This window comes from Streptomyces narbonensis (genome assembly GCF_014649015.1).
GTDB lineage: Bacteria > Actinomycetota > Actinomycetes > Streptomycetales > Streptomycetaceae > Streptomyces > Streptomyces narbonensis.
Window position 1 is genome coordinate 251,663 of record NZ_BMSF01000006.1, and the last position, 23,988, is coordinate 275,650.

General features: G+C 71.7%; 20 protein-coding genes, 1 tRNA gene and 1 pseudogene. 7 read left to right on the forward strand and 15 right to left on the reverse strand.

The features are described 5' to 3' along the window. Window positions 1-191 precede the first annotated feature (191 nt). Window positions 192-1,037: a response regulator transcription factor gene (locus IE124_RS13850; protein WP_229832435.1), complete on the forward strand. Its 846-nt coding sequence runs from the start codon at window positions 192-194 to the stop codon at window positions 1,035-1,037. Here IE124_RS13850 and IE124_RS35370 read toward each other — a convergent pair. Next, the gene (locus tag IE124_RS35370) at window positions 996-1,493 is read right to left on the reverse strand and encodes a MarR family winged helix-turn-helix transcriptional regulator (RefSeq protein WP_189508020.1); all 498 of its coding nucleotides are present in this window, start codon (window positions 1,491-1,493) and stop codon (window positions 996-998) included. The two genes, IE124_RS13850 and IE124_RS35370, sit on opposite strands and share 42 nt — an antisense overlap. Window positions 1,494-1,655: 162 nt before the next feature. Between IE124_RS35370 and IE124_RS13860 the strand changes: the two genes are divergently transcribed. Next, entirely contained in the window at window positions 1,656-2,489 is an 834-nt protein-coding gene (locus IE124_RS13860; RefSeq protein ID WP_189508021.1) for a trans-aconitate 2-methyltransferase, read from the forward strand. A gap of 67 nt (window positions 2,490-2,556) precedes the next feature. Here IE124_RS13860 and IE124_RS13865 read toward each other — a convergent pair whose 3' ends face one another. The 4 genes and pseudogenes from IE124_RS13865 to IE124_RS13880 all read right to left on the reverse strand — a co-directional run bounded on the left by IE124_RS13865 (window position 2,557) and on the right by IE124_RS13880 (window position 7,940). Then, window positions 2,557-4,281 carry an FG-GAP-like repeat-containing protein gene (locus IE124_RS13865; protein WP_229832436.1) on the reverse strand — a complete coding sequence of 575 codons (1,725 nt, stop codon included), beginning with the start codon at window positions 4,279-4,281 and terminating at the stop codon, window positions 2,557-2,559. Between the two features lie 241 nt (window positions 4,282-4,522). Next, window positions 4,523-5,968, reverse strand: a pseudogene (locus IE124_RS13870) (FG-GAP-like repeat-containing protein); the annotation flags it as partial. A 281-nt stretch (window positions 5,969-6,249) separates the two neighbouring features. Continuing rightward, window positions 6,250-6,948, reverse strand: a complete 699-nt coding sequence (locus IE124_RS13875; RefSeq protein WP_370468764.1) for a TetR/AcrR family transcriptional regulator — start codon at window positions 6,946-6,948, stop codon at window positions 6,250-6,252. Next, complete coding sequence (locus tag IE124_RS13880; RefSeq protein ID WP_189508023.1) at window positions 6,948-7,940, reverse strand: acyl-CoA desaturase; 993 nt, start codon at window positions 7,938-7,940, stop codon at window positions 6,948-6,950. The genes IE124_RS13875 and IE124_RS13880 overlap by 1 nt, the downstream gene beginning before the upstream one ends. Before the next feature lie 244 nt (window positions 7,941-8,184). On the opposite strand from IE124_RS13880, the gene ppc reads away from it, so the two are divergent. Continuing rightward, the gene (ppc, locus tag IE124_RS13885) at window positions 8,185-10,914 is read left to right on the forward strand and encodes a phosphoenolpyruvate carboxylase (protein ID WP_189508024.1); all 2,730 of its coding nucleotides are present in this window, start codon (window positions 8,185-8,187) and stop codon (window positions 10,912-10,914) included. Window positions 10,915-10,989: 75 nt separating this feature from the next. Here the strand turns inward: ppc and IE124_RS13890 are convergent, their stop codons facing one another. The 5 genes from IE124_RS13890 to IE124_RS13910 form a co-directional block, all read right to left on the reverse strand. Continuing rightward, window positions 10,990-11,796, reverse strand: coding sequence for an LAVTG motif-containing sortase-dependent surface protein (locus IE124_RS13890; protein WP_189508025.1), 807 nt, complete (start codon window positions 11,794-11,796; stop codon window positions 10,990-10,992). A 127-nt stretch (window positions 11,797-11,923) separates the two neighbouring features. Further along, entirely contained in the window at window positions 11,924-12,367 is a 444-nt protein-coding gene (locus IE124_RS13895) for a hypothetical protein (protein ID WP_189508026.1), read from the reverse strand. A gap of 40 nt (window positions 12,368-12,407) precedes the next feature. Beyond that, window positions 12,408-13,004, reverse strand: a complete 597-nt coding sequence (gene pth, locus IE124_RS13900) for an aminoacyl-tRNA hydrolase (protein ID WP_189508027.1) — start codon at window positions 13,002-13,004, stop codon at window positions 12,408-12,410. A 118-nt stretch (window positions 13,005-13,122) separates the two neighbouring features. Then, window positions 13,123-13,710 (reverse strand): 50S ribosomal protein L25/general stress protein Ctc, encoded by a 588-nt coding sequence (locus tag IE124_RS13905; RefSeq protein WP_189508155.1) that lies wholly within the window; start codon window positions 13,708-13,710, stop codon window positions 13,123-13,125. A gap of 179 nt (window positions 13,711-13,889) precedes the next feature. Then, window positions 13,890-15,533 carry a penicillin-binding transpeptidase domain-containing protein gene (locus IE124_RS13910; RefSeq protein ID WP_189508028.1) on the reverse strand — a complete coding sequence of 548 codons (1,644 nt, stop codon included), beginning with the start codon at window positions 15,531-15,533 and terminating at the stop codon, window positions 13,890-13,892. 86 nt (window positions 15,534-15,619) lie between these two features. On the opposite strand from IE124_RS13910, the gene IE124_RS34875 reads away from it, so the two are divergent. Both IE124_RS34875 and IE124_RS34880 read left to right on the forward strand, forming a co-directional pair. After that, on the forward strand, window positions 15,620-16,567 hold the full coding sequence (locus tag IE124_RS34875; RefSeq protein ID WP_229832438.1) for a LysR family transcriptional regulator: 948 nt from the start codon (window positions 15,620-15,622) through the stop codon (window positions 16,565-16,567). Continuing rightward, on the forward strand, window positions 16,564-17,439 hold the full coding sequence (locus IE124_RS34880) for a serine hydrolase (protein WP_229832439.1): 876 nt from the start codon (window positions 16,564-16,566) through the stop codon (window positions 17,437-17,439). Before IE124_RS34875 ends, IE124_RS34880 begins: the two co-directional genes overlap by 4 nt. 66 nt (window positions 17,440-17,505) lie before the next feature. On the opposite strand, the gene IE124_RS13920 is transcribed toward IE124_RS34880, so the two are convergent. From IE124_RS13920 to IE124_RS13930, 3 genes are all read right to left on the reverse strand, one after another. Then, window positions 17,506-18,480 carry a ribose-phosphate diphosphokinase gene (locus IE124_RS13920; RefSeq protein ID WP_017241154.1) on the reverse strand — a complete coding sequence of 325 codons (975 nt, stop codon included), beginning with the start codon at window positions 18,478-18,480 and terminating at the stop codon, window positions 17,506-17,508. A 121-nt stretch (window positions 18,481-18,601) separates the two neighbouring features. Continuing rightward, complete coding sequence (gene glmU / locus IE124_RS13925) at window positions 18,602-20,050, reverse strand: bifunctional UDP-N-acetylglucosamine diphosphorylase/glucosamine-1-phosphate N-acetyltransferase GlmU (RefSeq protein ID WP_189508029.1); 1,449 nt, start codon at window positions 20,048-20,050, stop codon at window positions 18,602-18,604. A gap of 109 nt (window positions 20,051-20,159) precedes the next feature. Then, window positions 20,160-20,231, reverse strand: a tRNA-Gln gene (locus tag IE124_RS13930). A 155-nt stretch (window positions 20,232-20,386) separates the two neighbouring features. On the opposite strand from IE124_RS13930, the gene IE124_RS13935 reads away from it, so the two are divergent. Continuing rightward, the gene (locus tag IE124_RS13935) at window positions 20,387-21,709 is read left to right on the forward strand and encodes a sensor histidine kinase (protein WP_189508030.1); all 1,323 of its coding nucleotides are present in this window, start codon (window positions 20,387-20,389) and stop codon (window positions 21,707-21,709) included. A 15-nt stretch (window positions 21,710-21,724) separates the two neighbouring features. Here the strand turns inward: IE124_RS13935 and IE124_RS13940 are convergent, their stop codons facing one another. Further along, window positions 21,725-22,216 (reverse strand): SUKH-3 domain-containing protein, encoded by a 492-nt coding sequence (locus IE124_RS13940; RefSeq protein ID WP_189508031.1) that lies wholly within the window; start codon window positions 22,214-22,216, stop codon window positions 21,725-21,727. A gap of 10 nt (window positions 22,217-22,226) precedes the next feature. Further along, window positions 22,227-22,739 carry a YwqJ-related putative deaminase gene (locus IE124_RS13945; protein WP_189508032.1) on the reverse strand — a complete coding sequence of 171 codons (513 nt, stop codon included), beginning with the start codon at window positions 22,737-22,739 and terminating at the stop codon, window positions 22,227-22,229. A gap of 247 nt (window positions 22,740-22,986) precedes the next feature. On the opposite strand from IE124_RS13945, the gene IE124_RS13950 reads away from it, so the two are divergent. Beyond that, window positions 22,987-23,985: an SMI1/KNR4 family protein gene (locus IE124_RS13950; RefSeq protein WP_189508033.1), complete on the forward strand. Its 999-nt coding sequence runs from the start codon at window positions 22,987-22,989 to the stop codon at window positions 23,983-23,985. The last annotated feature ends 3 nt before the right edge of the window (window positions 23,986-23,988 follow it).

Sequence of the window (23,988 nt, forward strand, 5' to 3'; positions counted from 1 at the left end):
GCCGCGACGCCCCACCCCTACTGTGAGGGGCGGCGTCGGTGGGGGCCGGTGCCGATCAGGGGTCGAGACCTGCCGGGTACGGTGCCGCGAGCGGGGGTAACAGTCAACGCACGGCGGCGGCCGTGTGACCGACGGACCCGCCCCCGGCGCCGTGCCCGCGCCGGTCCGTTCCTCGACACTTGGGGGTGTCCGTGGCACGTATCCGGGTCCTGGTGGTGGACGACCACCGCATCTTCGCCGAGTCTCTGGCCGCGGCTCTCGCGGCGGAACCCGACGTCGACGTCTCCGCCGCGGGCAGCGGCCCGGCCGCCATGCGCTGTCTGGACCGCGGGGCCGCGGAGGGGCGCAGGTTCGACGTGCTGCTCGTCGACGCCGAGCTGGGCGCGGGTCCCGTCGTGCCGGCGAGCGCCGCGGCGCGCGCCGTACCGGACCAGGCGGAGCCCGTGGTCGACGGGATCTCCCTGGTCGCGGGGGTGCGCCGGGCCCAGCCCGCCGTCCGCACCGTCGTCCTCGCCGAGAAGGACGACCCGCGCAGGGCGGCGCTCGCCCTCCAGGCCGGGGCCTCGGGCTGGGTCGCGAAGGACTGCTCGCTCCAGCGTCTCCTCGCCGTGGTCCGGGGGGTGTTGCGGGACGAGACGCATCTGCCGCCCGCGCTGCTCACGGGCGTCCTGCGGGAGCTGACGGCGGCGCGGAAGCACCGTACGGACAGCGAGCGGCTGGTGGAGTCCCTGACGCCGCGCGAGCGGGAGGTGCTGCGCTGCATGGTCGCGGGCCTGGGCCGCAAGGCGGTCGCCGAGCGGCTCTTCCTCTCCCCGCACACCGTCCGTACGCACATGCAGAACGTGCTGGGGAAGCTGGGCGTCCACTCGACCCTGGCGGCGGTGGCGCTGGCCCGCCGCGCGGGCGTCGGCCCGGCGCAGCTGGAAACGGACCCCCCGCCGGGCCGGGAGCCGGCCGGGCAGGTGCTGCCGGGGCAGGCGCCGCCCGGTCGCGTACTACCCGGGGATGTTGTCGAACGGGGCGGTCAGCCGGCGTAGCAGCGCGGCCAGATCGCCGCGCTGGGCGCGGGAGAGCTGGGCCAGGATGGCGCGCTCCTGGGCGAGCAGCCCGGCGAGCGCCTCGTCGGCGCGGTCGCGGCCCTCGGGGGTGAGCCGGACGAGGACCCCGCGCCGGTCGCTGGGGTCGGGGAGCCGCTCGACCAGGCCCTTCTTCGTGAGCCGGTCGATGCGGTTGGTCATGGTGCCCGAGGTGACCAGAGTCTGTGTCAGGAGCTGACCGGGGGAGAGCTGGTAGGGCGCGCCGGCCCGGCGGAGCGAGGTGAGGACGTCGAACTCCCAGGGCTCCAGCTGGTGCTCGGAGAAGGCGAGACGACGGGCGCGGTCGAGGTGCCGGGCGAGCCGCGAGACGCGGCTGAGCACCTCGAGCGGTTCCACGTCGAGGTCGGGGCGCTCGCGGCGCCATGCTGCGACCAGTCGGTCGACCTCGTCCTCCATGACGATCAGTGTAGAGGGTCTGTTGACATAAAGTCTCTTGGGTTCAAGTTTCTCGATATCGAGAATCTCGATTGCGAGATATATTTCAGCCAACTGTGGGGAAGAGACCGGCCGGAACATCATTCCGTTTTGGTAACTCGTTCCAGCAAGGGGGCTTCGAACATGCATTCCGTGGAATCCGCCGCACCAACGTGGGATCCGCAGCAGTACCTCCGTCACTCCGGCCACCGCACCCGGCCCTTCCTCGACCTGCTCGCCCGAATACCACGCCTGCCGGCCAAGGACCGGCCGGCCCGCATCGCCGACCTCGGCTGCGGGCCGGGAAACGTCACGGCGCTCCTCGCCGAACACTGGGCCGACGCCCACATCACCGGCTTCGACCTGTCGCCCGACATGTTGGAGCGCGCCGAGAAGGACTGGTCAGGCACCACGAGGGGCGGCGGCTGGCTCGACTTCCGGCCCGCCGACGCCGCGCACTGGACGCCCGCCGAGCCCTTCGACCTGATCGTCTCCAACGCGGCCCTCCAGTGGGTGCCGAACCACCCGGAGTCCTTCGCCGCCTGGATCGACGGGCTCCGCCCCGGCGGCACCCTCGCCTTCCAGGTCCCCGGCAACTTCGTCTCGCCCAGCCACGCCCTGATCGGCGAACTCTGCGACACCCCCGAGTGGCGCTCGCGCCTCGGCGACCAGGGCCGCCGCTTCGTCCACATCCTCGACGCGGCCGAATACCTCACCCGGCTCACCGACCTCGGCTGCGAGACCGAGGTCTGGGAGACCACGTACTGCCGGCTCCTCCAGGGTGAGGACCCCGTTCTCGACTGGGTGATGGGGACGGCGCTGCGGCCCGTCCTCACGACCCTGGGCGACGACCAGGCGGCGGTCGACGCGTTCCTCGCGCAGTACCGCACCCTGCTCCGCCAGGCCTATCCACCGGGCCCGCACGGCACGGTCTTCCCGTTCCGCCGGGTCTTCGCCGTCGCACGCAAGCCGGCGTGAGTGCCTTAACGTGCGGGAGCCCCGCACCGGAGTTCCGGTGCGGGGCTCCCGTGGCCGGCCCGTCCTTCTAGTACAGGTCGCCGTAGGTCTGGTAGCCGTAGCCGATCTTCACCCGCGGGGTGAGGGTCGCGCCGGTGCCCGTCCCCAGGTAGCGGTACAGGTCACCCGCCGAGTTCACCGCCAGCAGGTCGGCCTTGCCGTCGCCGCTCATGTCGCCGGGCGCCGCCAGCTTGTTGTACGTGTTCCAGCCGCCGCCGAGGCTCACGCGCTTGGCGAACGGGGCGGTCGCGGAGCCCGTGCCCCGGTACAGCCAGAGGGTGCCGGAGCCGTCGCGGGCCAGCAGGTCCGTCCGGCCGTCGCCCGAGAAGTCGCCCGCGCCCAGGACGCGGTTGTACGCGCTCCAGCCGTCGCCGACCCGGATCCGCGAGGCCACCGCCGTGCCCTTGCCGTTGCCGGGGTACAGGTAGAGGACACCGGTACGGTCCCGGGCGACCAGGTCGGCCTTGCCGTCGCCGGTCAGGTCACCGGGGCCGACGATCAGGTTGTAGATCTGCCAGCCGCCGCCGAGGTCGACCGAGCCGTTGCTGTACAGGTGGCCCTGGTAGACCTCCAGGAGGTCGGAGATCGGGCCCGGGTCCAGCGCGGAGGCGAACGAGACGCTCGCCCCGGCGAAGTAGCCGGTGGGACCCACCTGATCGCGGGCGCCGAGCTTGCCGCCGTTGCGGTGGCGGTACTCGAAGACCGTCCCGGCCTTGTCGCGGGCGAGGATCCCGCGCTTGCCGTTCGTCGGGACGTTGCCCGCCGAGGCGAACTGGTCGACGTCGAACCAGCTGCCGGAGAGCTTCGCCCGCGCCGAGTACGAGCCGTTGCCCAGGCCGCTGTAGGCCCAGAGGGCGCCGGCGGCGTCCCGGGCGAGCAGGTCGGCCCTGCCGTCGCCGTTGCGGTCGTCGGGGGCGAGGATCTGGTTGTACGTGTTCCAGCCCTTGCCGAGCTCCCGGCGGGGCTTGAACGGCGCCCTCGGGTCGCCGGTGCTGCCGTAGAAGTACAGCTTGCCGTCCGTGGTCCGGGCCACGACGTCACCGCGGCCGTCACCGCTGTTGTCGCCGACGCCCACGAGCTGGTCGTAGACGCCCCAGCCGCCGCCGATCTTCACGCGGCCGGCGAACGGCGCGGACGCCGCGCCGGTCCAGCGGTAGTAGTAGAGGTCGCCGTTGTGCTGGCGGGCCAGCAGGTCGGCCTTGCCGTCGCCGCTGATGTCACCGGGCGAGAAGATCTTGTTGTAGAGGGTCCAGCCCTTGCCCGACCAGGTGATCGAGCCGCCGGTCAGGGTCGACTCCGAGTACAGACGGAGCACACCGTCCTCGGCGAGCGTGAGCAGCTCGGGCTTGCCCGTGCCGTTCTGGTCGCCGAGCGGAACGAGGTCGAAGCTCAGCCCGGAGCCGTGGGGCTCGTCGAACACGGTGGCGGCCGCGCCGTTGGACGGCGCGACGAACGTCCAGCCGGTCCACCTGCGGTGGACCAGGTCGGTCTTGCCGTCCCCGGTCACGTCGAAACGGGGCCGCACGACGGCCGTCGCCGCGGCGGTGCGAGCCGTGCCCTGCTCGACGGCCGGCTGCGACATGTCCAGTACCGGCGTCGTGCTGTCATCGCGCGGCGCCTGCTTCACGAAGGTCCGGGGTCCGGGCTCGGCGGGCTCGGCCACGGCGGGCGAGGCGAGGAGCATGCCGGCGGACAGGGCGAGCGCGGTGCACGTGGTGACACGGCGGGCGCGCCCGAAGAACGCGGAAGTCAAGAATCCCCCCAGGGATGAGACGGCCCGCACCGGAACTCCGATGCGGGCCGGCTGGTAACGGCGGAGCCGTTTACGACATGGAGTTGTAGGCCTGGTAGCCGTAGCCGATCTTGGTGCGCGCCGAGAACTTCGACGGGCTGGTGCCCAGGTAGCGGTAGAGGTCGCCGCCCGAGGTCACACCGAGCAGGTCGGCCTTGCCGTCGGCGTTGAGGTCACCGGGAGCGGCCAGCTGCTTGTACGTGCCCCAGCCGCTGCCGATCTTCACGCGCGGCTTGAACGGCGAGGCGGCGTTGCCGGAGCCCGGGTGCAGGTACAGGTCGCCGCCCGTGGTGCGGGCCAGCACGTCCGCACGCCCGTCGCCGGTGTAGTCGCCCGCACCGAGGATCTTGTTGTACGCGCCCCAGCCGCTGCCGACCTTGACGCGGCCGGAGAGGCCCTCGCCCTTGCCGTCGCCGCGGTAGATCCACAGGACACCGGCGCCGTCACGGGCGAGCAGGTCGCCCTTGCCGTCGCCGCTGAGGTCACCGGGGCCGACGAGGGCGTTGTAGGAGTTCCAGCCGTAGCCGATGGGGCCGTTGATCCAGAGCTCGCCGTCGCTGAAGACGGTGCCGAAGTCGGAGAAACCGTCCTGGTTCATCGAGGACAGGTGCGAGACCTTCAGCCCTGCCCAGCTGCCCGGCTCGTCGAGGATCTGGCGCGCGCCGAGCTTGCCGGTGGTGTCGTTGCCGTACCAGTACAGCGACCCGCCGGAGGTGCCGGCGATGACACCCTCCTTGCCCGTGTACGGGTTGTTGCCGGCGAGCGCGAACTGCGTGACGCCCGCCCAGTCGCCCACGCTGCTGGCCTGCTGGCGTGCGGCCAGGGTGCCGTTGCTGTTGCTGACGTAGAAGTAGAGCGTGCCCGCGTTGTCCCGGGCCAGCAGGTCGCCGTTGCCGACGGGCAGGACCTGGTTGTAGACGCCCCAGCCGCCGCCGATCAGCTTCCTGCCGGAGAACGGAGCGGTCGTGCTGCCCGTGCCGGTGTAGAAGTACAGGTTGCCGGCGGTGTCGCGGGCGTACAGGTCGGCCTTGCCGTCGCCGGTCACGTCACCGGCGCCCACGAGCTGGTCGTAGACGCCCCAGCCACCGCCGACGCTGATCCGGGTGCCGAGCGGGCTGGTCAGGTTGCCGGTGGCCAGGTACAGGTACAGCTGGCCGTCCTTGGTGCGGGCGAGCACGTCGGCGCGGCCGTCGTTGTTCACGTCACCGGGCGAGGTGACCTTGTTGTAGATCTGCCAGCCGCCGCCCACGGGGTGCTCGTACGGGGTGCCGGTCGGGCCGGCGTCCTGGTACAGCGTCAGGGCGCCGGTCTCGGAGACGACGAGCACCTCGGGCTCGGTGGTGTCACCGCCCTGGTTGCCGATCGGGACGATCTCCTTCGCGACGTCCTCGAAGCGGTGGAGTTCGAACGGCTCGGTCGACACGTCCGTGTAGAGCTCGCCGTCGAGCGCGCGGAGGATGAGGTCCTCGACGCCGTCCCCGTCCAGGTCGGAGAGCAGCGGGGAGGCGGCCTCGGCAGCGGCGATGCCCGCGCGGGCGCCGTCCTGCTTCGGAAGCGTCAGCTTCGGCGGGGTGAAGGCGGGCGTCTTCTTCTCGACGGACGGTCGCGGCGCCGGGGTCTCGGCGGAGGCCGTGCCGGTGAGGAGCATGCCGGCGGAGAGGGCGAGAGCCGTGCAGGCGGCGAGGCGGCCGGCACGCTTGGAGCGAAGGAAGAACAAGAAGATCCCCCCAGGGAATCAGAGGTTCGCAGGAACCAAACAGGGGGGCTCGTACAGGCATCGGACGGCGTCAGCGCAGGCCACTGGGCGCGCGGAGACGGCTTCGTCCGAAGGTCGGAACACCCCCCCGGATGTTGAACGTGAGTCTACCCACGGGGGCGCCTTATGCCAGAGCTTTACTCAGCGAAACTGCCCGAACCGAACCTTCCGGTTCAGTTCTTGCGATGCCCTATCAACCGCGGCTTCTGCTCCAGACCGTCCAGTCCGTGCCACGCCAGGTTCACCAGATGCGCCGCGACCTCCGCCTTGTCCGGCTTGCGGACGTCCAGCCACCACTGGCCCGTCAGCGCCACGCTGCCGACCAGCGCCTGCGCGTAGAGCGGGGCCAGCTTCGGGTCGAAGCCGCGGTTCTTGAACTCCATCCCGAGGATGTCCTCGACCTGCGTGGCGATGTCGCTGATCAGCGAGGCGAAGGTGCCCGTCGACTGAGCCACCGGCGAATCCCGCACCAGGATCCGGAAACCGTCCGTGTAGTTCTCGATGTAGTCGAGCAGCGCGAACGCCGCCTGCTCCAGGAGCTCACGCGGGTGGCCCGCGGTCAGCGCACCCGTCACCCCCTCCAGGAGCTGCCGCATCTCCCGGTCGACGACGACCGCGTACAGCCCCTCCTTGCCGCCGAAGTGCTCGTACACCACCGGCTTGGAGACCCCGGCCTTCGCCGCGATCTCCTCCACCGACGTGCCCTCGAAGCCCTTCTCGGCGAACAGCGCGCGCCCGATGTCGAGGAGCTGCTCCCGGCGCTCCGCGCCCGTCATCCGCACCCGGCGGCCACGCCGGGGCTTCTGCTCTCCGCTGTCGCCGCCTGCGCTGCCGGTACCAAGGGAACTGCCGTCGATCGCCACGTCTTCCATCATGCCGCTTCTGACGACGGGTTCTGCCGCCGGGCTTCCAGACGCTCCTTCGCCGGCCAGCGCACGTCCGAGGCCCAGCCCGCCAGCTCGAACCAGCGGATCAGCCGCGCGCTGGAGTCGACCTGGCCGCGCAGCACCCCGTGCCGGGCCGAGGTCGGGTCCGCGTGGTGCAGGTTGTGCCAGGACTCGCCACAGGACAGCACCGCCAGCCACCACACGTTGCCCGAGCGGTCGCGCGACTTGAAGGGACGCTTGCCCACCGCGTGGCAGATCGAGTTGATCGACCAGGTCACGTGGTGCAGCAGCGCCACCCGGACCAGCGAGCCCCAGAAGAACGCCGTGAAGGCGCCCCACCACGACATCGTCACCAGGCCGCCCACCAGCGGCGGGATCGCCAGCGACAGGATCGTCCAGGAGAGGAAGTGTCGCGAGATCGCCCGGAGCGCGGGGTCCTTGATCAGATCGGGGGCGTACTTGTGCTGCGGGGTCCGCTCCTCGTCGAACATCCACCCGATGTGCGCCCACCACAGGCCCTTCATCAGGGCCGGGACAGTCTCCCCGAAGCGCCACGGCGAGTGCGGGTCGCCCTCCGCGTCCGAGAACTTGTGGTGCTTGCGGTGGTCCGCCACCCAGCGCACCAGCGGCCCCTCCACGGCCAGCGACCCCATGATCGCGAGCGCGATCCGCAGCGGCCGCTTCGCCTTGAAGGAACCGTGCGTGAAGTAACGGTGGAAGCCGATCGTGATCCCGTGGCAGCCGATGTAGTACATCGCCACCATCAGCCCGAGATCCAGCCAGCTCACCCCCCAGCCCCAGGCCAGCGGCACCGCGGCGAGCAGCGCCACGAACGGCACCGTGATGAACAGGCCCAGCGCGATCTGCTCGGTCGAACCCTTGCGGTCACCGCCCAGCGTGGCGAAGGGAAGGGCCGCGGCGCCGGCGGGCGCCTCGGGCGCCTCGGGCGTCGAGGTCACCTCGGGGCTGATGGTCATAGGTGTCCCCTGGGGATGAGGGTGAGGGTGAGGGTGAAAAGAGCGGAAACCTGAGCCGTGGCTACGCCTCCGTAACCTACGGCGTCGTAAGTATGGCAGTGCCGTGACGCGCGGCAAGGGGGCACGAGAGGGGCGTTGCCCGCGCCGCCACGGCGGACACCTATCCTGGGTGCGTCGGACAGCGCGGTCCGCAAGCCTCCAGTACCCCTCCAGACGTGCTCAAACACTGCAAGGAGCCGCACCTGTGAGCAGTGCCGACCAGACCCCCACCGCCAGCGCCGAGCTGCGCGCCGACATCCGCCGACTGGGCGACCTCCTGGGCGAGACCCTCGTCCGCCAGGAGGGCCACGAGCTCCTCGACCTCGTCGAGAAGGTCCGCAGCCTGACCCGCGAGGACGGCGAGGCCGCCGCCGAGCTGCTCCGCGGCGTCGAACTGGAGACCGCCGCCAAGCTGGTGCGCGCCTTCTCCACCTACTTCCACCTGGCGAACGTCACCGAGCAGGTCCACCGCGGCCGCGAGATGCGCGAGAAGCGGGCCGCCGAGGGCGGCCTCCTCGCCCGCACCGCCGACATGCTCAAGGACGGCGACCCCGAGCACGTACGCGAGACGGTCAAGAACCTCAACGTGCGACCGGTCTTCACCGCGCACCCCACCGAGGCCGCCCGCCGCTCCGTCCTCAACAAGCTGCGCCGGATCGCCGCCCTCCTGGAGACCCCGGTCATCGAGGCCGACCGGCGCCGCCACGACCTGCGGCTCGCCGAGAACATCGACCTCATCTGGCAGACCGACGAGCTCCGGGTCGTCCGGCCCGAGCCCGCCGACGAGGCCCGCAACGCCATCTACTACCTCGACGAGCTGCACGCCAACGCCGTCGGCGACGTCCTGGAGGACCTCGCCGCCGAGCTGGACCGCGTCGGCGTCGAGCTGCCCGCCGGCACGCGCCCGCTGACCTTCGGCACCTGGATCGGCGGCGACCGCGACGGCAACCCGAACGTCACCCCGCAGGTGACCTGGGACATCCTGATCCTCCAGCACGAGCACGGGATCACCGACGCCCTCGAACTCGTCGACTACCTGCGCGGACTCCTCTCCAACTCCATCCGCTACGCCGGAGCCACCCAGGAACTCCTGGACTCCCTCCAGCGCGATCTGGAGCTCCTCCCGGAGATCAGCCCCCGCTACAAGCGCCTCAACGCCGAGGAGCCCTACCGGCTCAAGGCCACCTGCATCCGGCAGAAGCTCGTCAACACCCGCGCGCGCCTCGCCTCCGGCACCCCGCACCAGGACGGCCGCGACTACCTCGGCACCGCCGAGCTCATCCACGACCTCACCCTGATCCAGACCTCGCTGCGCGAGCACCGCGGCGGCCTCTTCGCCGACGGCCGGATGGACCGCACCATCCGCACCCTGTCGGCCTTCGGCCTCCAGCTCGCCACCATGGACGTCCGCGAGCACGCCGACGCCCACCACCACGCCCTCGGCCAGCTCTTCGACCGCCTCGGCGAGGAGTCCTGGCGGTACGCGGACATGCCCCGCGACTACCGGCAGAAGCTGCTCGCCAAGGAGCTGCGCTCGCGCCGCCCGCTCGCCCCGACCCCGGCCCCGCTGGACGCCGCCGGCGAGAAGACCCTCGGCGTCTTCCACACCATCAAGCAGGCCTTCGAGCGCTTCGGCCCCGAGGTCATCGAGTCCTACATCATCTCGATGTGCCAGGGCGCCGACGACGTCTTCGCCGCCGCCGTCCTCGCCCGCGAGGCCGGCCTCATCGACCTGCACGCCGGCTGGGCCAAGATCGGCATCGTGCCGCTCCTGGAGACCACCGACGAGCTCAAGGCCGCCGACGTCATCCTCAACGACATGCTGGCCGACCCCTCCTACCGGCGCCTCGTCTCGCTCCGCGGCGACGTCCAGGAGGTCATGCTCGGCTACTCGGACTCCTCGAAGTTCGGCGGCATCACCACGAGCCAGTGGGAGATCCACCGCGCCCAGCGCAGGCTCCGCGACGTCGCCCACCGCTACGGCGTGCGCCTGCGCCTCTTCCACGGCCGCGGCGGCACCGTCGGCCGCGGCGGCGGCCCCTCGCACACCGCGATCCTCGCGCAGCCCTGGGGCACCCTGGAGGGCGAGATCAAGGTGACCGAGCAGGGCGAGGTCATCTCCGACAAGTACCTGATCCCGTCCCTCGCCCGCGAGAACCTCGAACTGACCGTCGCGGCCACGCTGCAGGCCTCCGCCCTGCACACCTCCCCGCGCCAGTCCGACGAGGCCCTCGCCCGCTGGGACGCGGCCATGGACACCGTCTCCGACGCCGCCCACACCGCGTACCGCAAGCTCGTCGAGGACCCCGGCCTGCCGGCGTACTTCCTCGCCTCCACCCCCGTCGACCAGCTCGCCGACCTCCACCTGGGCTCACGGCCCTCCCGCCGCCCCGGGTCCGGCGTCTCCCTCGACGGACTCCGCGCCATCCCCTGGGTGTTCGGCTGGACCCAGTCCCGCCAGATCGTCCCCGGCTGGTTCGGCGTCGGCTCGGGCCTCAAGGCCCTGCGCGAGGCCGGACTCGACGCCGTCCTCGGCGAGATGTACGGGAAGTGGCACTTCTTCCGCAACTTCCTCGCCAACGTCGAGATGACGCTCGCGAAGACCGACCTGCGGATCGCCCGCCACTACGTCGACACCCTCGTCCCCGACGAGCTGAAGCACGTCTTCGACACCATCGAGACCGAGCACGCGCTGACCGTCGCCGAGGTCCTCAAGATCACCGGAGGCGAGAAGCTCCTGGACTCCAACCCGGTCCTCCAGCAGACCTTCGCCATCCGCGACGCCTACCTGGACCCGATCTCCTACCTCCAGGTCGCCCTCCTCGCCCGCCAGCGCGCGGCCGCCGAGAGCGACGAGGAGCCGGACCCGCTGCTCTCCCGGGCCCTGCTCCTCACCGTGAACGGTGTCGCGGCGGGCCTGCGCAACACCGGCTGACCCGGTCCGTACGCACGAAGGTGCCCCCGCCGGAATCCTCGGACTCCGACGGGGGCACCGTCATGACGGGGTACGTCAGTGCTGCTGCGCCTTGCGGCGGCGGGTCACCAGGAAGGCGCCGGCGCCCGCGAGGGCCACGGCCACGGCGGCGAGGACGCCGACCGGGGCGCTGGAACCGGTCTCGGCGAGGTCGCCCTCACCGGTGGAGCCGGTGGAGCCGGTGTCGGAGGTCTCGCCGGCCGGGGCGGTCACGGACGCGCTGCCGGACGGGGCCGGGGACTCGGTGCCGGCGGGCGTCGACTCGGACGGAGCCGGGGTCTCGGAGCCGGGGGTCTCCGTGCCGGGCGTCTCGGTACCGGGCGTCTCGGTACCGGGGGTCTCCGTGCCGGGCGTCTCCGTGCCGGGGGTCTCGGTGACCGGAGGCGTGGTCTCGACCGGGGGCGTGGTCTCGACCGGAGGCGTGGTCTCGACCGGAGTGGCCGGGCAGGTGTGGGACAGGTTGAAGAAGTCCTTCGTGACGTCGTTCGAGACCTGGGCCACGACGGCAGTCAGCTTCGCACCCGGCTCGGAGGCCACGTAGGCGTGGTCGTCCTTCGGCGGGCCGAACTCGGTGACCTCGATCGGGGTGCCGTTGTCGAAAGTCACCGTCAGCTTGGTGAACACACCCTTGCCGCCGGGGATGACGAAGTGCCAGCCGTCCTTGCCGGCGGGGACCGTGGGGCAGTCGCCGTTCTCGAACTTGTCAGCGGTGATCGGAAGCTTCTGACCCGGGTTCAGGGGAAGCGGCTTGGAGCCCTCCGACGCGGACGCGACCGGGGCGAGCACGAGGGAGCCGGCGAGCGCTGCGACCAGCGCGCCGGCGGAAATCAGGGAACGTCGCATGTGCAGTCGTCCATCTGTGGGAAAAAGGTTGCCCGTGGGAGGTGGCGGGGGCAGCCTATCCACCGCTTCAGGCCGGCCTTAACCCAGAGGTGCGTAACGATCGCACCGGCAATCGCGGGGAATCCGGTCAGAGCGTCAGGAACGCCGCCACCAACAGCGCCCCGCCCCCACCCGCCACCGACCACGCCGTCCGCGTCATCCGCAGCCCGCCGCCGATCACCGGCGCCGCGAGCAGCAGCGCACCCCCCAGCGGCAGCCACGCGTGCAGACCGCCGCCCCAGCCCGTCCGTACGCCCTCGTCCGTCCCCGGCTTCACCACCACCGGGATCGTCACGCCCTTCTCCGCCGCGACCGAGGCCGCGATCGTCAGCGTCCGCCTGGGCGATGACGGATCCTCGGAGGCGTACGTACCGCTGCAGGTCTCCTCCGTGCAGCCGGTCACCGTCAGCGTCCCGTGCTCGCGGCCCTTGGCGAGCAGGACGTGCTGGGCGGAGTCCCACGAAGCCCACGCACCCCCGACGACGAGGAGCAGGGCGACCAGGGCCATGGCGGCGTTACGGACGTGCGTCATGACCCGCGATCGTACAGTCGTACGTCCGGATGGCCAGGTCCTACGAGTTGTAGGCGGACTGGGCCCGCTCCAGGCCCTCCGCGACCAGGCACTCCACCGAGTCCGCCGCCCGGTCCACGAACCAGTCGAGGTCCTTGCGCTCCGTCGAGGAGAAGTCCTTCAGGACGAAGTCCGCGACCTGCATCCGGCCCGGGGGACGCCCGATGCCGCACCGCACCCGGTGGTACTCGGCACCCATCGCCTTCGTCATCGACTTCAGACCGTTGTGCCCGTTGTCGCCGCCGCCGATCTTCAGCCGCAGCACCGAGTAGTCGATGTCCAGCTCGTCGTGGATCGCCACGACGTGCGCCGTCGGCACCTTGTAGAAGTCGCGCAGCGCCGTCACCGGACCGCCCGACAGGTTCATGTACGACATCGGCTTCGCGAGGATCACCCGGCGGTTCTCCGGCCCGGGGGGACCCATCCGGCCCTCGACGACCTGCGCCTGGGCCTTCTGCGCCCGCTTGAACGAGCCGCGGATCCGCTCGGCGAGCAGGTCCACGACCATGAAGCCGATGTTGTGGCGGTTGGCCGCGTATTCGGGCCCCGGGTTACCGAGGCCGACGATCAGCCAGGGGGCGTTGGCGTCGTCTGTCATCGCGTCAGGTCTCCTCGTATCCGTTCCGTACGCACGTCCGTCCACGCGTCCGTACAAGAGAAACGGGGTGACGGGCCGCACGGCCCGTCACCCCGTCACGTCAGGCAGAGCCTACGGCTCAGGCCTCCGCACCCTCGGTGGCCTCGGCCTCGGCGGCCGGCTCCTCGGCCTGCGCGGCCAGGACCTGGATGACGACGGCGTCGGCGTCGGTCACCAGGGTGGCGCCCTTCGGGAGGGTGATGTCCTTGGCGAGGACGGAGGCACCGGCCTCCAGGCCCTCGACGGAGACCGTGACGGCCTCGGGGAGGTGGGTGGCCTCGGCCTCGACGGAGAGCGTGTTGAGCACGTGCTCCAGCAGGTTGCCACCGGCGGCGAGCTCGCCCTCGGCCTGGACGGGGATCTCGACGGTGACCTTCTCGCCGCGCTTCACGAGGATGAGGTCGACGTGCACGAGCGAGCCCTTGATGGCGTCACGCTGGACGGCCTTCGGGATCGCCAGCTCGCTGGTGCCCTCGATGTCCAGGGAGAGCAGGACGTTCGGCGTACGCAGCGCCAGACCGAGCTCGTGGGCCGGGAGGGAGATGTGGACCGGGTCCGTGCCGTGGCCGTAGAGGACCGTGGGGACCAGGGAGGCACGACGGAGCTGGCGGGAAGCACCCTTGCCGAACTCGGTACGGACGGAAGCGGCGAGCTTGACCTCGGACATGTTGCACTCCTCGTAGAAGGTGACGAAAAAAGTGGTCACCCGGCCACGACTGGCGATGGCCTGCTACGAAGAGCGCGTCGATAACGGACAGCCGTGACCCTGTACACACGTACGGGTACGGCCTCCCTCGCCGAGCAACTACGGCAGTCTACCCGCCGCCACCGAACCGCCCAAATGGATCAACCCGCGGCCCCGCCCGACCTCTCGGCCAGCTCCGTCAGCAGGTCGCGCAGGACCGGGCCCGCGGAGCCCGAACCGCTCTCCGCCTCCTCCACCACGCACGCCACCGCGATCTCCCCGTCGTGCGCCACGAGCCAGCCGTTGTTGTTCCCGTCCTCGGTCACCTCGGCCGTCCCCGTCTTCGCCCCGACCTCGCCCGGCACGCTCGCGAGCACCGAAGCGGACCCCTTCGTCACCGTGTCCCGCATGAGCGACCGTAGCTGCTTCACCACCTTCGGAGGCAGGGGCTTCGTGGCCACCTCCGGCTGCTCGGTCCCCTTCACGAGCAGCGGCTGGCGGAACGTCCCCGACACCGCCGTCGCCGTCACCGACGCCATCGCCAGCGGGTTCGCCTGAAGCTTCCCCTGCCCGAACAGCGCCGCCGCCTTCTCCGTCTCGTTCGCCGGCACCGGCACCCTGGCGTCCACCGAACCCACGCCCGTCCTCCACTCCGGGCCGATGCCGAAGTAGTCCTTCGCGAACACGGTCATCTCGTCGTCCGCGAGGCGCCCCCGCAGCGCCACGAACGCCGTGTTGCACGAATGGACGAAGTCGTCACGGAAGGACGCCCCGGGGATCTCCGAGGTGTCCAGGTTGTGGAACTGCTTGCCGACCGTCAGGTACTTCGGGCAGGCCACCCGCGACTCCGGCGTCACCGACCCGTTCGCGAGCAGTGCCGCACTCGTCACCACCTTCCACGTCGACCCCGGCGCGTACGTGCCCTGAAAGGCACGGTTGAAGCCACCGGCCGGCCCGTTCGCCACCGCGACCACCTCGCCGCTGTCGATCCGCACCGCCACCAGGCCCGCGTTCCGCCCCTTCACGTGCTCGGCGAGCGCCCTCTCCGCCGCCCGCTGCGTCCGCGCGTCGATCGTCGTCCGCAGCGGACCGCCGCCCTCCCCGGGCTCCGGCCCGAACCGCACCGCCGTCGCTCTCGTCTCGCCCGTGATCCGGTCCACGACCTGCACCTCACCGCGCGGCTTCCCGCCGCCCAGGCCCAGCACCGAGACCAGCGAGGGATGCTCCGCCGCCGAGATCGCCCCACCCTCCCGGTCCACCGCCGCGAGCTCCGCCGACTCCTCCTCCACCAGCTTGAACCGCTGCTCCGCGTTGAGCTGCGGATGGATCAGCGGCAGCTCCCACCGCACCCGCCACCCCGCCTCCGTACGCGCCACGGCCAGCTCGGAGCCATACGACCACGTCCCCAGCCCCGCCACCGGCATCTTCGCCCGGTACGGCACCCGGGCCCCGGTGTCCGCCGCACCGTCCACCCGGGCCGCGCCCGCCGTCAGCACCGGCTTCGCGATCTCCAGACCCGCCGTGAAGTTCCGCAGCGTCTCCTCCGCCTTCGCCGGCGCATCCGTCAGCCGCGCCGCCGCCGGCAGATCCCCCGCCGCCCAGCTGCTCAGGAACGCCCGCGCCGTCCGCACGGCCTCGGGATCCGCCGTCCTCGGCGGCTCCTCCGCCCTCAGCGGGCCGTACGCCACCGCCCACCCCGCGACCCCCGCCACCACAGCGCCCGCCACCACCACCGCGGGCCACCGGCGCCGCCGCCGCACCCGCCTCGTTCCCGTACCGCTCCCTGCCGCCCGATAAGTCGTCATACCGGCAGCGAAACAGACACGTGTGCGACCGGTCCAAGACTCATATCGCCATGAAAGACATAGTCGAATGCCTATCCTTACTGCTCATGGACCTGCTCCTGCATCTGCGGTACTTCAGGACCGTCGCCGAGGAACAGCACTTCGGCCGGGCAGCCGCCCTTCTGCGCATGGCCCAGCCCTCCCTCTCCCAGCGCATCCAGCGCCTCGAACGCGAACTCGGCGTCCGCCTCCTCGACCGCGGAGCCCGCGGCGCCACCCTCACCCCCGCGGGCCGCCTCGTCCTCGCCGAGACCGACCACCTCCTCGCCGCCGCCGACCGGCTCACCGCCACCGTCGCCCGCGTCCACAGCGGCGCCGCCGGCACCCTCCGCGCCGCCGCCCCGCCCGGCCTCGGCGCCACCGCCGTCGCCGCCCTCCTCACCGCCTTCCGCGAACGCTCACCCGGCGCCACCCTCGAACTCCGCGAACTCCCCACCGCCGAACAGACCGCCGAACTCACCGCCGGCACCCTCGACGTCGGCATCGTCCGCCATCCCTGCCCCGCCCCCGGCCTCACCTTCGGCCCCACCCTCCACCAGCCCCTCGGCGCCCTCCTCGCCGCCGACGACCCGCTCGCCGCCCGGCCCGAACTCCCCGCCGCGGCCCTCACCGGCCGCGACCTCGTCCTCTTCCCCCGCGCCGAGGCCCCCGCCCTCCACGACGAGACCCTCACCGCCTGCGCCCGCCACGGCTGCACCCCCGCCACCGTCCTCGCCGCCACCGGACCCGACTTCACCCGAGGCCTCGTCCTCTCCGGCGGCGCCGTCGCCCTCGTCCCCCGCGCCCCCGACGAGGCCGGCACCGTCTGGCGCCCCCTGCACGGCACCACCGTCACCTGGCGCACCTCCACCGCCTGGCCCGAAGGCAAGGACAGCCCCGCCGTACGCCTCTTCACCGACACCGCCCACACCGTCCTCCGCGAGCACGCCGACATGCGCACCGCCCCGTCGGCGAGGATGGTCTTCCCCCGCCCCGCATCGGAGTTCCCCCTGTGACCGCGCACGCCGCCGCACGCCGCCGCATCACCGCGGCCTTCGCCGACGCGGGCGTCACCGGACAGCTCCACGCCGTCGACATCGACACGGGCACCGCACTCGGCGTCGGCTCCGACACCCTCGTACCGACCGCCAGCGTTCACAAGCTCTGCCTCGTCACCACCCTCTACCGGCAGTCCTCACTCGGCCTCGTCGACCCGACCCGCCCCGTCGACGTCCCCGCCGGGAACCGCGCCCCCGGCGCCACCGGACTCTCCGCCATGCGCGACGCCGCCCGGCTCTCCCTCCGCGACCTCGCGAGCCTCGCCGTCGCCGTCAGCGACAACACCGCCGCCGACCTCCTCTGGGACGCCCTCGGCCTCGACACCGTCAACGCCACCATGACCGGCCTCGGACTGACCAGGACCCACGCCGTCCAGACCATGCGCGAGCTCCTCGCGACCGTCCGCGAGGACGCCGCCGGCGAGCCCGCCGCACTCACCGACCCCGCCGTCGTCGCCCGGCTCCGCGCCCTCGACCCCACCCGCACCAACCGCTCGACCCCCCGCGAGATCACCGCCCTGCTCACCGCCGTCTGGCGCGACGAGGCCTGCCCGGGGGAGTACGGCGAGGAACTGCGGGCCCTCCTCGGCCTCCAGGCCTGGAGCCACCGGCTCGCCGCGGGCTTCCCCTTCGACGACGTGCGGGTCAGCGGCAAGACCGGCTCCCTGCCCACGCTCCGGCACGAGGCCGGCGTCGTCGAGTACCCCGACGGCGGCCGCTACGCGGTGGCCGTCTTCACCCGGGCGGCCTCCACGGCCGTGACGCTGCCGGCGGCGGACGCGGTGATCGGCGGGGCGGCGAGGATCGCGGTGGACGCGCTCAGGACGTGACCGGAACGCGGAAGGGCCGCTTCCCCCACCGGGGGAAACGGCCCTTCGTCACGAGACTGCGGTGACTCAGTGCTCCTCGAAGAGACTCGTCACCGAGCCGTCCTCGAACACCTCGCGCACGGCGCGGGCGATCGTCGGCGCGATCGACAGGACCGTGATCTTGTCGAGCTCAAGGGCGCCCGGAACCGGCAGCGTGTCCGTGAAGACGAACTCGCTGACCTTGGAGTTCTTCAGACGGTCGGCGGCCGGACCCGACAGGATGCCGTGCGTGGCCGTCACGATGACGTCCTCGGCACCGTGCGCGAACAGCGCGTCCGCGGCGGCGCAGATCGTGCCACCGGTGTCGACCATGTCGTCCACCAGGACACAGACGCGGCCCTTCACGTCACCGACGACCTCGTGGACGGTGACCTGGTTGGCGACGTCCTTGTCGCGACGCTTGTGCACGATCGCCAGCGGCGCGTCGAGACGGTCGCACCAGCGGTCGGCGACCCGCACACGGCCGGCGTCCGGGGAGACGATCGTCAGCTTGGAGCGGTCGACCTTCGCACCCACGTAGTCCGCGAGGACCGGGAGGGCCGACAGGTGGTCCACCGGGCCGTCGAAGAAGCCCTGGATCTGGTCGGTGTGCAGGTCCACGGTCAGGATGCGGTCCGCGCCCGAGGTCTTCAGCAGGTCCGCGACCAGACGGGCCGAGATCGGCTCGCGACCGCGGTGCTTCTTGTCCTGACGGGCGTAGCCGTACGACGGGATGATCACGGTGATGCTCCGGGCCGAGGCCCGCTTCAGAGCATCGATCATGATCAGCTGCTCCATGATCCACTTGTTGATCGGAGCCGTGTGGCTCTGGATCAGGAAGCAGTCCGCGCCGCGGGCCGACTCCTGGAAGCGGACGTAGATCTCACCGTTGGCGAAGTCGAACGCCTTGGTGGGAACGAGGCCGACGCCCAGCTGGTGCGCGACCTCCTCGGCCAGCTCGGGGTGGGCGCGGCCGGAGAAGAGCATCAGCTTCTTCTCGCCGGTCGTCTTGATCCCGGTCACAGCACTGTCTCCTCAGACGTGTTCTCTGGCCGCGGTCCCACGCCCTGCGAGCGCGTGTGCGAGCCAGCCGAATTTGTGTGCACGTATCACGGTACGCCGAGTTCGACGCACCCGTTTCCGGTCAGCTTTCGCTTGCGGAGTCCTCCGAGGCGACCAGAGCGGCCTGCGCGGCAGCGCTGCCGGGCCGCTTCCGGGCCACCCAACCCTCGATATTCCGCTGCTGGCCCCGGGCCACGGCCAGTGCACCGGCCGGGACGTCCTTCGTGATCACGGACCCGGCGGCCGTGTAGGCACCGTCCCCGATCGTGACGGGAGCCACAAACATGTTGTCCGAACCGGTCTTGCAGTGAGAGCCGACCGTGGTGTGGTGCTTCGCCTCGCCGTCGTAGTTCACGAAGACGCTCGCGGCGCCGATGTTCGTGTACTCGCCGATCGTCGCGTCGCCGACGTACGACAGGTGGGGGACCTTCGTGCCCTCGCCGATCGTCGCGTTCTTCATCTCGACGTACGTGCCGGCCTTGGCCTTCGTGCCGAGGTTCGTGCCCGGACGGAGGTACGCGTACGGCCCCACGGAGGCGCCCTCACCGACGACGGCGGTGTCCGCGACGGTGTTGTCCACCCGGGCGCCCTTGCCGACGCGGGTGTTCTGGAGGCGGGTGTTCGGGCCGACCACGGCGTCCTCGGCGATGTGCGTCGCGCCGAGGAGCTGCGTACCCGGCAGGATGACGGCGTCGGCCTCGAAGGTGACGGCCACGTCCACGAGGACGGAGGAGGGGTCGACGATCGTGACGCCGGCCATCATGGCGCGTTCCAGGAGCCGCTGGTTCAGCAGGCCACGGGCCTCGGCGAGCTGCACGCGGTTGTTGATCCCGAGGATCTCGCGGTGGTCACCGGCGACGGAGGCGCCGACACGGTGCCCGGCCTCGCGCAGGATCGACAGCACGTCGGTGAGGTACTCCTCGCCCTGGCTGTTGTCCGTCCGCACCTGGCCCAGAGCCTCGGCGAGCAGCTTCCCGTCGAAGGCGAACACTCCGGAGTTGATCTCGCGGATGGCGAGCTGCGCGGCGGAGGCGTCCTTGTGCTCGACGATCTCGGTCACGGCGCCCGTCCCGGCGTCGCGCACGATCCGGCCGTAGCCGGTGGAGTCCGGCACCTCGGCGGTCAGCACGGTCACGGCGTTGCCGTCGGCGGCGTGCGTGCCGGCCAGCGCCTTGAGGGTCTCGCCGGACAGCAGCGGCGTGTCACCGCAGACGACCACGACGGTCCCCTCGGGCGTCTTGCCGAGCTCCTCCAGCGCCATGCGCACGGCGTGCCCGGTGCCGTTCTGCTCCTCCTGCACGGCGGTCCGGGTCCCGGCGTAGTGCGCCTCCAGGTGCCCCCGCACCTGCTCGCGGGCGTGCCCGACGACGACGACGAGGTGCTCGGGCTCGAGCTCCTGGGCGGCGGACACGACATGCCCGACGAGCGAACGTCCGGCGATCTCGTGCAGGACCTTGGGGGTCTTCGACTTCATGCGGGTGCCCTCACCCGCTGCGAGGACGACGACGGCTGCCGGGCGGTTGGCGCTCACGGGAATGCCCTTCGGCTTTGGGTGGTGGACGCACGAAGGATACCGGGGGGCCGGGGTCCGGACATGAGCGCGGGTCCTGACCGTGGAGGTCAGGACCCGAGTGAAGAAGCTCCCCCGCCAGGACTCGAACCCGGACATAAGGCACCAAAAGCCTCAGTGCTGCCAATTACACCACAGGGGATGGCATTAAGGGTCAAAACGGACAAGTCGTCAGTCCTGTGCCCCGGCGGCCTCCACTATGCCGTACCAGGAGCCTTCGACGCGACGGTATAGCTCCGCGCCCGGAGAGCCGACGGCGCGCCCTGTCGTGTGCGGTGCGCCTTTAGGGTGGAGGGCATGACCACGACGGGGGCAGACCGGGACGCTGTGGGCGTTCGTTCGGGGAGTTGGTGGTGGTGGGGGAGACGGCGCAGTGTCGTTCTTGATGTGGGGCTCGCCCTCTTGTCCGCGCTGGAGTGCGCGCTCCAGGGGATCGGGTTCGCCGAGAAGGCCGGGCTGCCCGTGCCCGTGGGGGTGCTGTTCGGGCTGATCGTCGGGTCGACGCTGCTCGTGCGGCGCCGGTGGCCGATTTCCGTCGTCCTCGTCTCCATGGCCGTCACGCCCGCCGAGATGGGCTTCCTGATGGGGATCGTCGGGCTCTACACGCTCGCCGCCTCCGAGGTGCCGCGCCGCATCACCGCCGTGCTCGCCTCGATGTCGACGGTCGCCGTCTTCGTCGTGACCTTCGTGGGTTTGCGCCAGGACATCGACCAGGCCGACGTCGGGCGGCCCGACATCGACCCGAGCGGCTGGTACGTGCCCGTCATGTCGCTCTTCATGACCCTCGGGCTCAACGCGCCGCCGGTGCTCTTCGGCCTCTACATAGGGGCCCGCCGTCGTCTCATGGAGAGCCTGCGCGAACGGGCCGACAGCCTGGAGCAGGAGCTGTCGCTGCTGGCCGACCGGGCCGAGCAGCGGGCGCAGTGGGCGCGGCAGGAGGAGCGGACGCGGATCGCCCGGGAGATGCACGACGTGGTCGCGCACCGCGTGTCGTTGATGGTGGTGCATGCGGCGGCGTTGCAGGCCGTCGCCCTGAAGGATCCGCAGAAGGCCGTGAAGAACGCCGCGCTCGTCGGTGACATGGGGCGGCAGGCCCTGACCGAGTTGCGGGAGATGCTGGGGGTGCTGAGGGAGGGGCCGGCGCCCGTCGCCCCCGCGCCGGTGCCGCTGGCCGCCGTGGGGCGCGCCGCCGCCGCTGCCGCCGAGGCCGCCGCCGACGACGGGCCCCGCCTGGACGCCCTGGAGGCGCTGTGCGAGCAGTCGCGGCTCGCGGGGGCCGTCGTGGAGTTCGTGGTGCTGGGGGAGGCGCGCGCGTATCCGCCGGAGGTGGAGCGTACGGCGTACCGCGTGGTGCAGGAGGCGCTGACCAACGTCCACAAGCACGCGGTGGGTGCCGCGGTCGTGGTCCGGCTCGCGCACCGGGAGGCCGAGGTCGCGATGCAGGTGGAGAACGGGCCGTGTCCGGCCGACACCGTGGTCGCCGACGCGCACCTGCCGAGCGGCGGGAACGGGCTCGTCGGGATGCGGGAGCGGGTCCTGCGGATCGGTGGCGTGTTCGTGTCGGGTGCGACGGACGCGGGCGGGTTCCGGGTGTCGGCCGTGCTGCCGGTCGCGGAGTGACGACCGGGCTTCCGTCTACCCCGCCGTCAGGCGGGTCGGCTGGACGCCGTTGACCAGGGTCGACAGCGCCGCGTCGATGTCCTTGCCGAGATACCAGTCGCCCGCGTGGTCGAGGCTGTAGACCCGGCCCTCGATGTCCATCGCCAGGACAGCCTGGTGCTCGCCCTCCTCCCCGAGCGGCGCGAGCTCGCTCTCCAGCGCGCGCCCCAGGTCGGCCAGGGTGCGCGCGAGGTGGAGTCCGGCGAGCGGGTCGAAGCGGACCGTCGTGGGAGCTATCTGCCGCCCGTGCCCGGGCGAGGTGATCCGCAGGCCGCCGAACTCCGCCCAGGCCTCGACGGCCGCGGGGAAGACGCTGTGCCGGTGGCCGGCGGGGGATACGTGGGCCCGTAGGGCGTCGGCCCACTCTTCGGCGAGCTTGATGTCCCAGCGGCCGGGCTGCCAGCCGGCCTCGCGGAGGGCGGCGTCGACGTTGACCGGGAAGCGCGTGGTGCTGAGGTGGTCGGGCATGGGTGTGCGGTCAGCCGTTCTCGACAGGCGTCGTGGGGTCGACGGGGCGGACCCCGAAGTGGGCGAGCATCGCCGTGCAGGAGCGGCAGGGTGCCACGTAGCTGCCGTGCAGCGGGTCGCCGTCCTCCCGGATGCGCCGGGCGGTGAGCTTGGCGTGCTTGAGGGACCTGCGGGCCTCGCCGGGGGTGAGCGGCTTGCGCTGGGCGCGCTTGGAGCGGCCGTTCTCGGTGGAGGTGAGGTGCCGGGAGAGCAGGATCGCCTCGGGGCACCGTCCGGTGAAGCGCTCCCGCTGCCCGCTCGTGAGGGTGTCCAGGAAGTCCTGGACGAGCGCGTGCAGGAGGGGCGGGCGGTCGCCGCGGCCCGCGGTGCAGGTGAGCGTCTCGCCGCGTACGGAGAGGGCTGCCCCGACGGTGGGAAGGATGCCGTCGCGGCGGTGGAGCAGTAAGGGCGCGCGTGTGGCTTCGGCGCTGCTGCTCCAGTTGAGGCGTGGGTCACCCTGTGTGGGCGTCGTTGCTGTTTGCATGGTGCTCGTCTTCCCCTCGTGCAATCCCCCGAGTTGCGTGCACAGCCTGCCAAATAGGGAGCCATATGGGGAAGCTGGGGGCGCGAACGGTGGGGCCGGTGTGTCGGAATCATGGTGCAACTGTCATGGCGTCGTGACACTTGGTCACCGTCGGGCGGGGGCCGTTCGGGCTCTTGTGGCAGCGCATAGGCTGTGCCAGATCAGTCGGTAGCAGCAGTCAGCGACGCCAGTGCAGGGGGCAACCGCCATGACGACAGGTCGGCTCGGGCAGGACACCGCGCCACCGAACGCGGCCTATGCCGGGCAGGTCGTGCACTTCCCGGACCCGGTCCGCGCCGCCCGTCACCCCAGAGGGGTACGGATCGACGAGCACGGCCACCCGGACTTCTCGCCGTACGCGCGTGCGGCGGCGGAGATCGCCGACCCTCCGGAGGGCTTCGGCGTCGACGAGCTGCGCCTCACCGACTACGTGTCGGCGAACGCGGCGATGGCGGCGACCGGTCATGAGCTGTGGGACACGATCCCGTCGGTGGCGACCCCGCACGGCTGGACCTGGCACCACGTGGCGCGCAGCCGCCGGATGGAGCTGGTCCCGGTCGAGGTGAAGGCGCTGCTGCGGCACCACGGCGGGGTGGCGACGGCCGCCGTCGACCACACGAAGCGCGGCACGCGGCCGCTGCAGGAGACCCGTCCCGCGCACTTCGGCCTGCCGAAGGCGCTCGTGTCGGTGTCGGAGCTCCAGCTCCAGGGCGTCGAGGAGGACCTCGGCTACCGGCTGCCCGGTGCGTACCGCTCGTTCCTGAAGGCGGCGGGCGGGTGTGCCCCGGTGGGCACGGCGCTCGACGCCGAGCTCGGGCTCCTGGTCGACCAGCCGTTCTTCACGGTGCGGGAGCAGGCGGGGACGAACGACCTCGTCTACGTCAACAAGTGTCTGCGTGACCACCTGACCAAGGACTATCTGGGCGTCGCCTTCGTCCAGGGCGGTCTGGTCGCGGTGAAGGTGCGGGGCGACGCGCTCGGCTCGGTGTGGTTCTGCGCGTACGACGACGCGCGGGACTCGGGGCCGGAGGCGGCGGGCTGGACGGTGGCCGAGCGGGTGGAGCGGCTGCTGCTGCCCTGCGGCGAGGACTTCGACGCGTTCCTGCATCGTCTCGCCGGCAGCCCGCCGGAGCTGGAGACGGTGGCGAACCTGATGGTGGACGGCGGCTTCGCGCGCGCCGTGCCCGTGGTCCCGGTAGGGGAGTGAACT

What these genes read in the sequence shown, in the direction of transcription:
- IE124_RS35370 (WP_189508020.1), bottom strand. Translation starts at nt 1,493, where the DNA reads ATGGAGGACGAGGTCGACCGACTGGTCGCAGCATGGCGCCGCGAGCGC.
- IE124_RS13860 (WP_189508021.1), top strand. Translation starts at nt 1,656, where the DNA reads ATGCATTCCGTGGAATCCGCCGCACCAACGTGGGATCCGCAGCAGTAC.
- IE124_RS13875 (WP_370468764.1), bottom strand. Translation starts at nt 6,948, where the DNA reads ATGGAAGACGTGGCGATCGACGGCAGTTCCCTTGGTACCGGCAGCGCA.
- IE124_RS13880 (WP_189508023.1), bottom strand. Translation starts at nt 7,940, where the DNA reads ATGACCATCAGCCCCGAGGTGACCTCGACGCCCGAGGCGCCCGAGGCG.
- IE124_RS13890 (WP_189508025.1), bottom strand. Translation starts at nt 11,796, where the DNA reads ATGCGACGTTCCCTGATTTCCGCCGGCGCGCTGGTCGCAGCGCTCGCC.
- IE124_RS13895 (WP_189508026.1), bottom strand. Translation starts at nt 12,367, where the DNA reads ATGACGCACGTCCGTAACGCCGCCATGGCCCTGGTCGCCCTGCTCCTC.
- pth (WP_189508027.1), bottom strand. Translation starts at nt 13,004, where the DNA reads ATGACAGACGACGCCAACGCCCCCTGGCTGATCGTCGGCCTCGGTAAC.
- IE124_RS13905 (WP_189508155.1), bottom strand. Translation starts at nt 13,710, where the DNA reads ATGTCCGAGGTCAAGCTCGCCGCTTCCGTCCGTACCGAGTTCGGCAAG.
- IE124_RS13910 (WP_189508028.1), bottom strand. Translation starts at nt 15,533, where the DNA reads ATGACGACTTATCGGGCGGCAGGGAGCGGTACGGGAACGAGGCGGGTG.
- IE124_RS34875 (WP_229832438.1), top strand. Translation starts at nt 15,620, where the DNA reads ATGGACCTGCTCCTGCATCTGCGGTACTTCAGGACCGTCGCCGAGGAA.
- IE124_RS13935 (WP_189508030.1), top strand. Translation starts at nt 20,387, where the DNA reads ATGACCACGACGGGGGCAGACCGGGACGCTGTGGGCGTTCGTTCGGGG.
- IE124_RS13940 (WP_189508031.1), bottom strand. Translation starts at nt 22,216, where the DNA reads ATGCCCGACCACCTCAGCACCACGCGCTTCCCGGTCAACGTCGACGCC.
- IE124_RS13945 (WP_189508032.1), bottom strand. Translation starts at nt 22,739, where the DNA reads ATGCAAACAGCAACGACGCCCACACAGGGTGACCCACGCCTCAACTGG.
- IE124_RS13950 (WP_189508033.1), top strand. Translation starts at nt 22,987, where the DNA reads ATGACGACAGGTCGGCTCGGGCAGGACACCGCGCCACCGAACGCGGCC.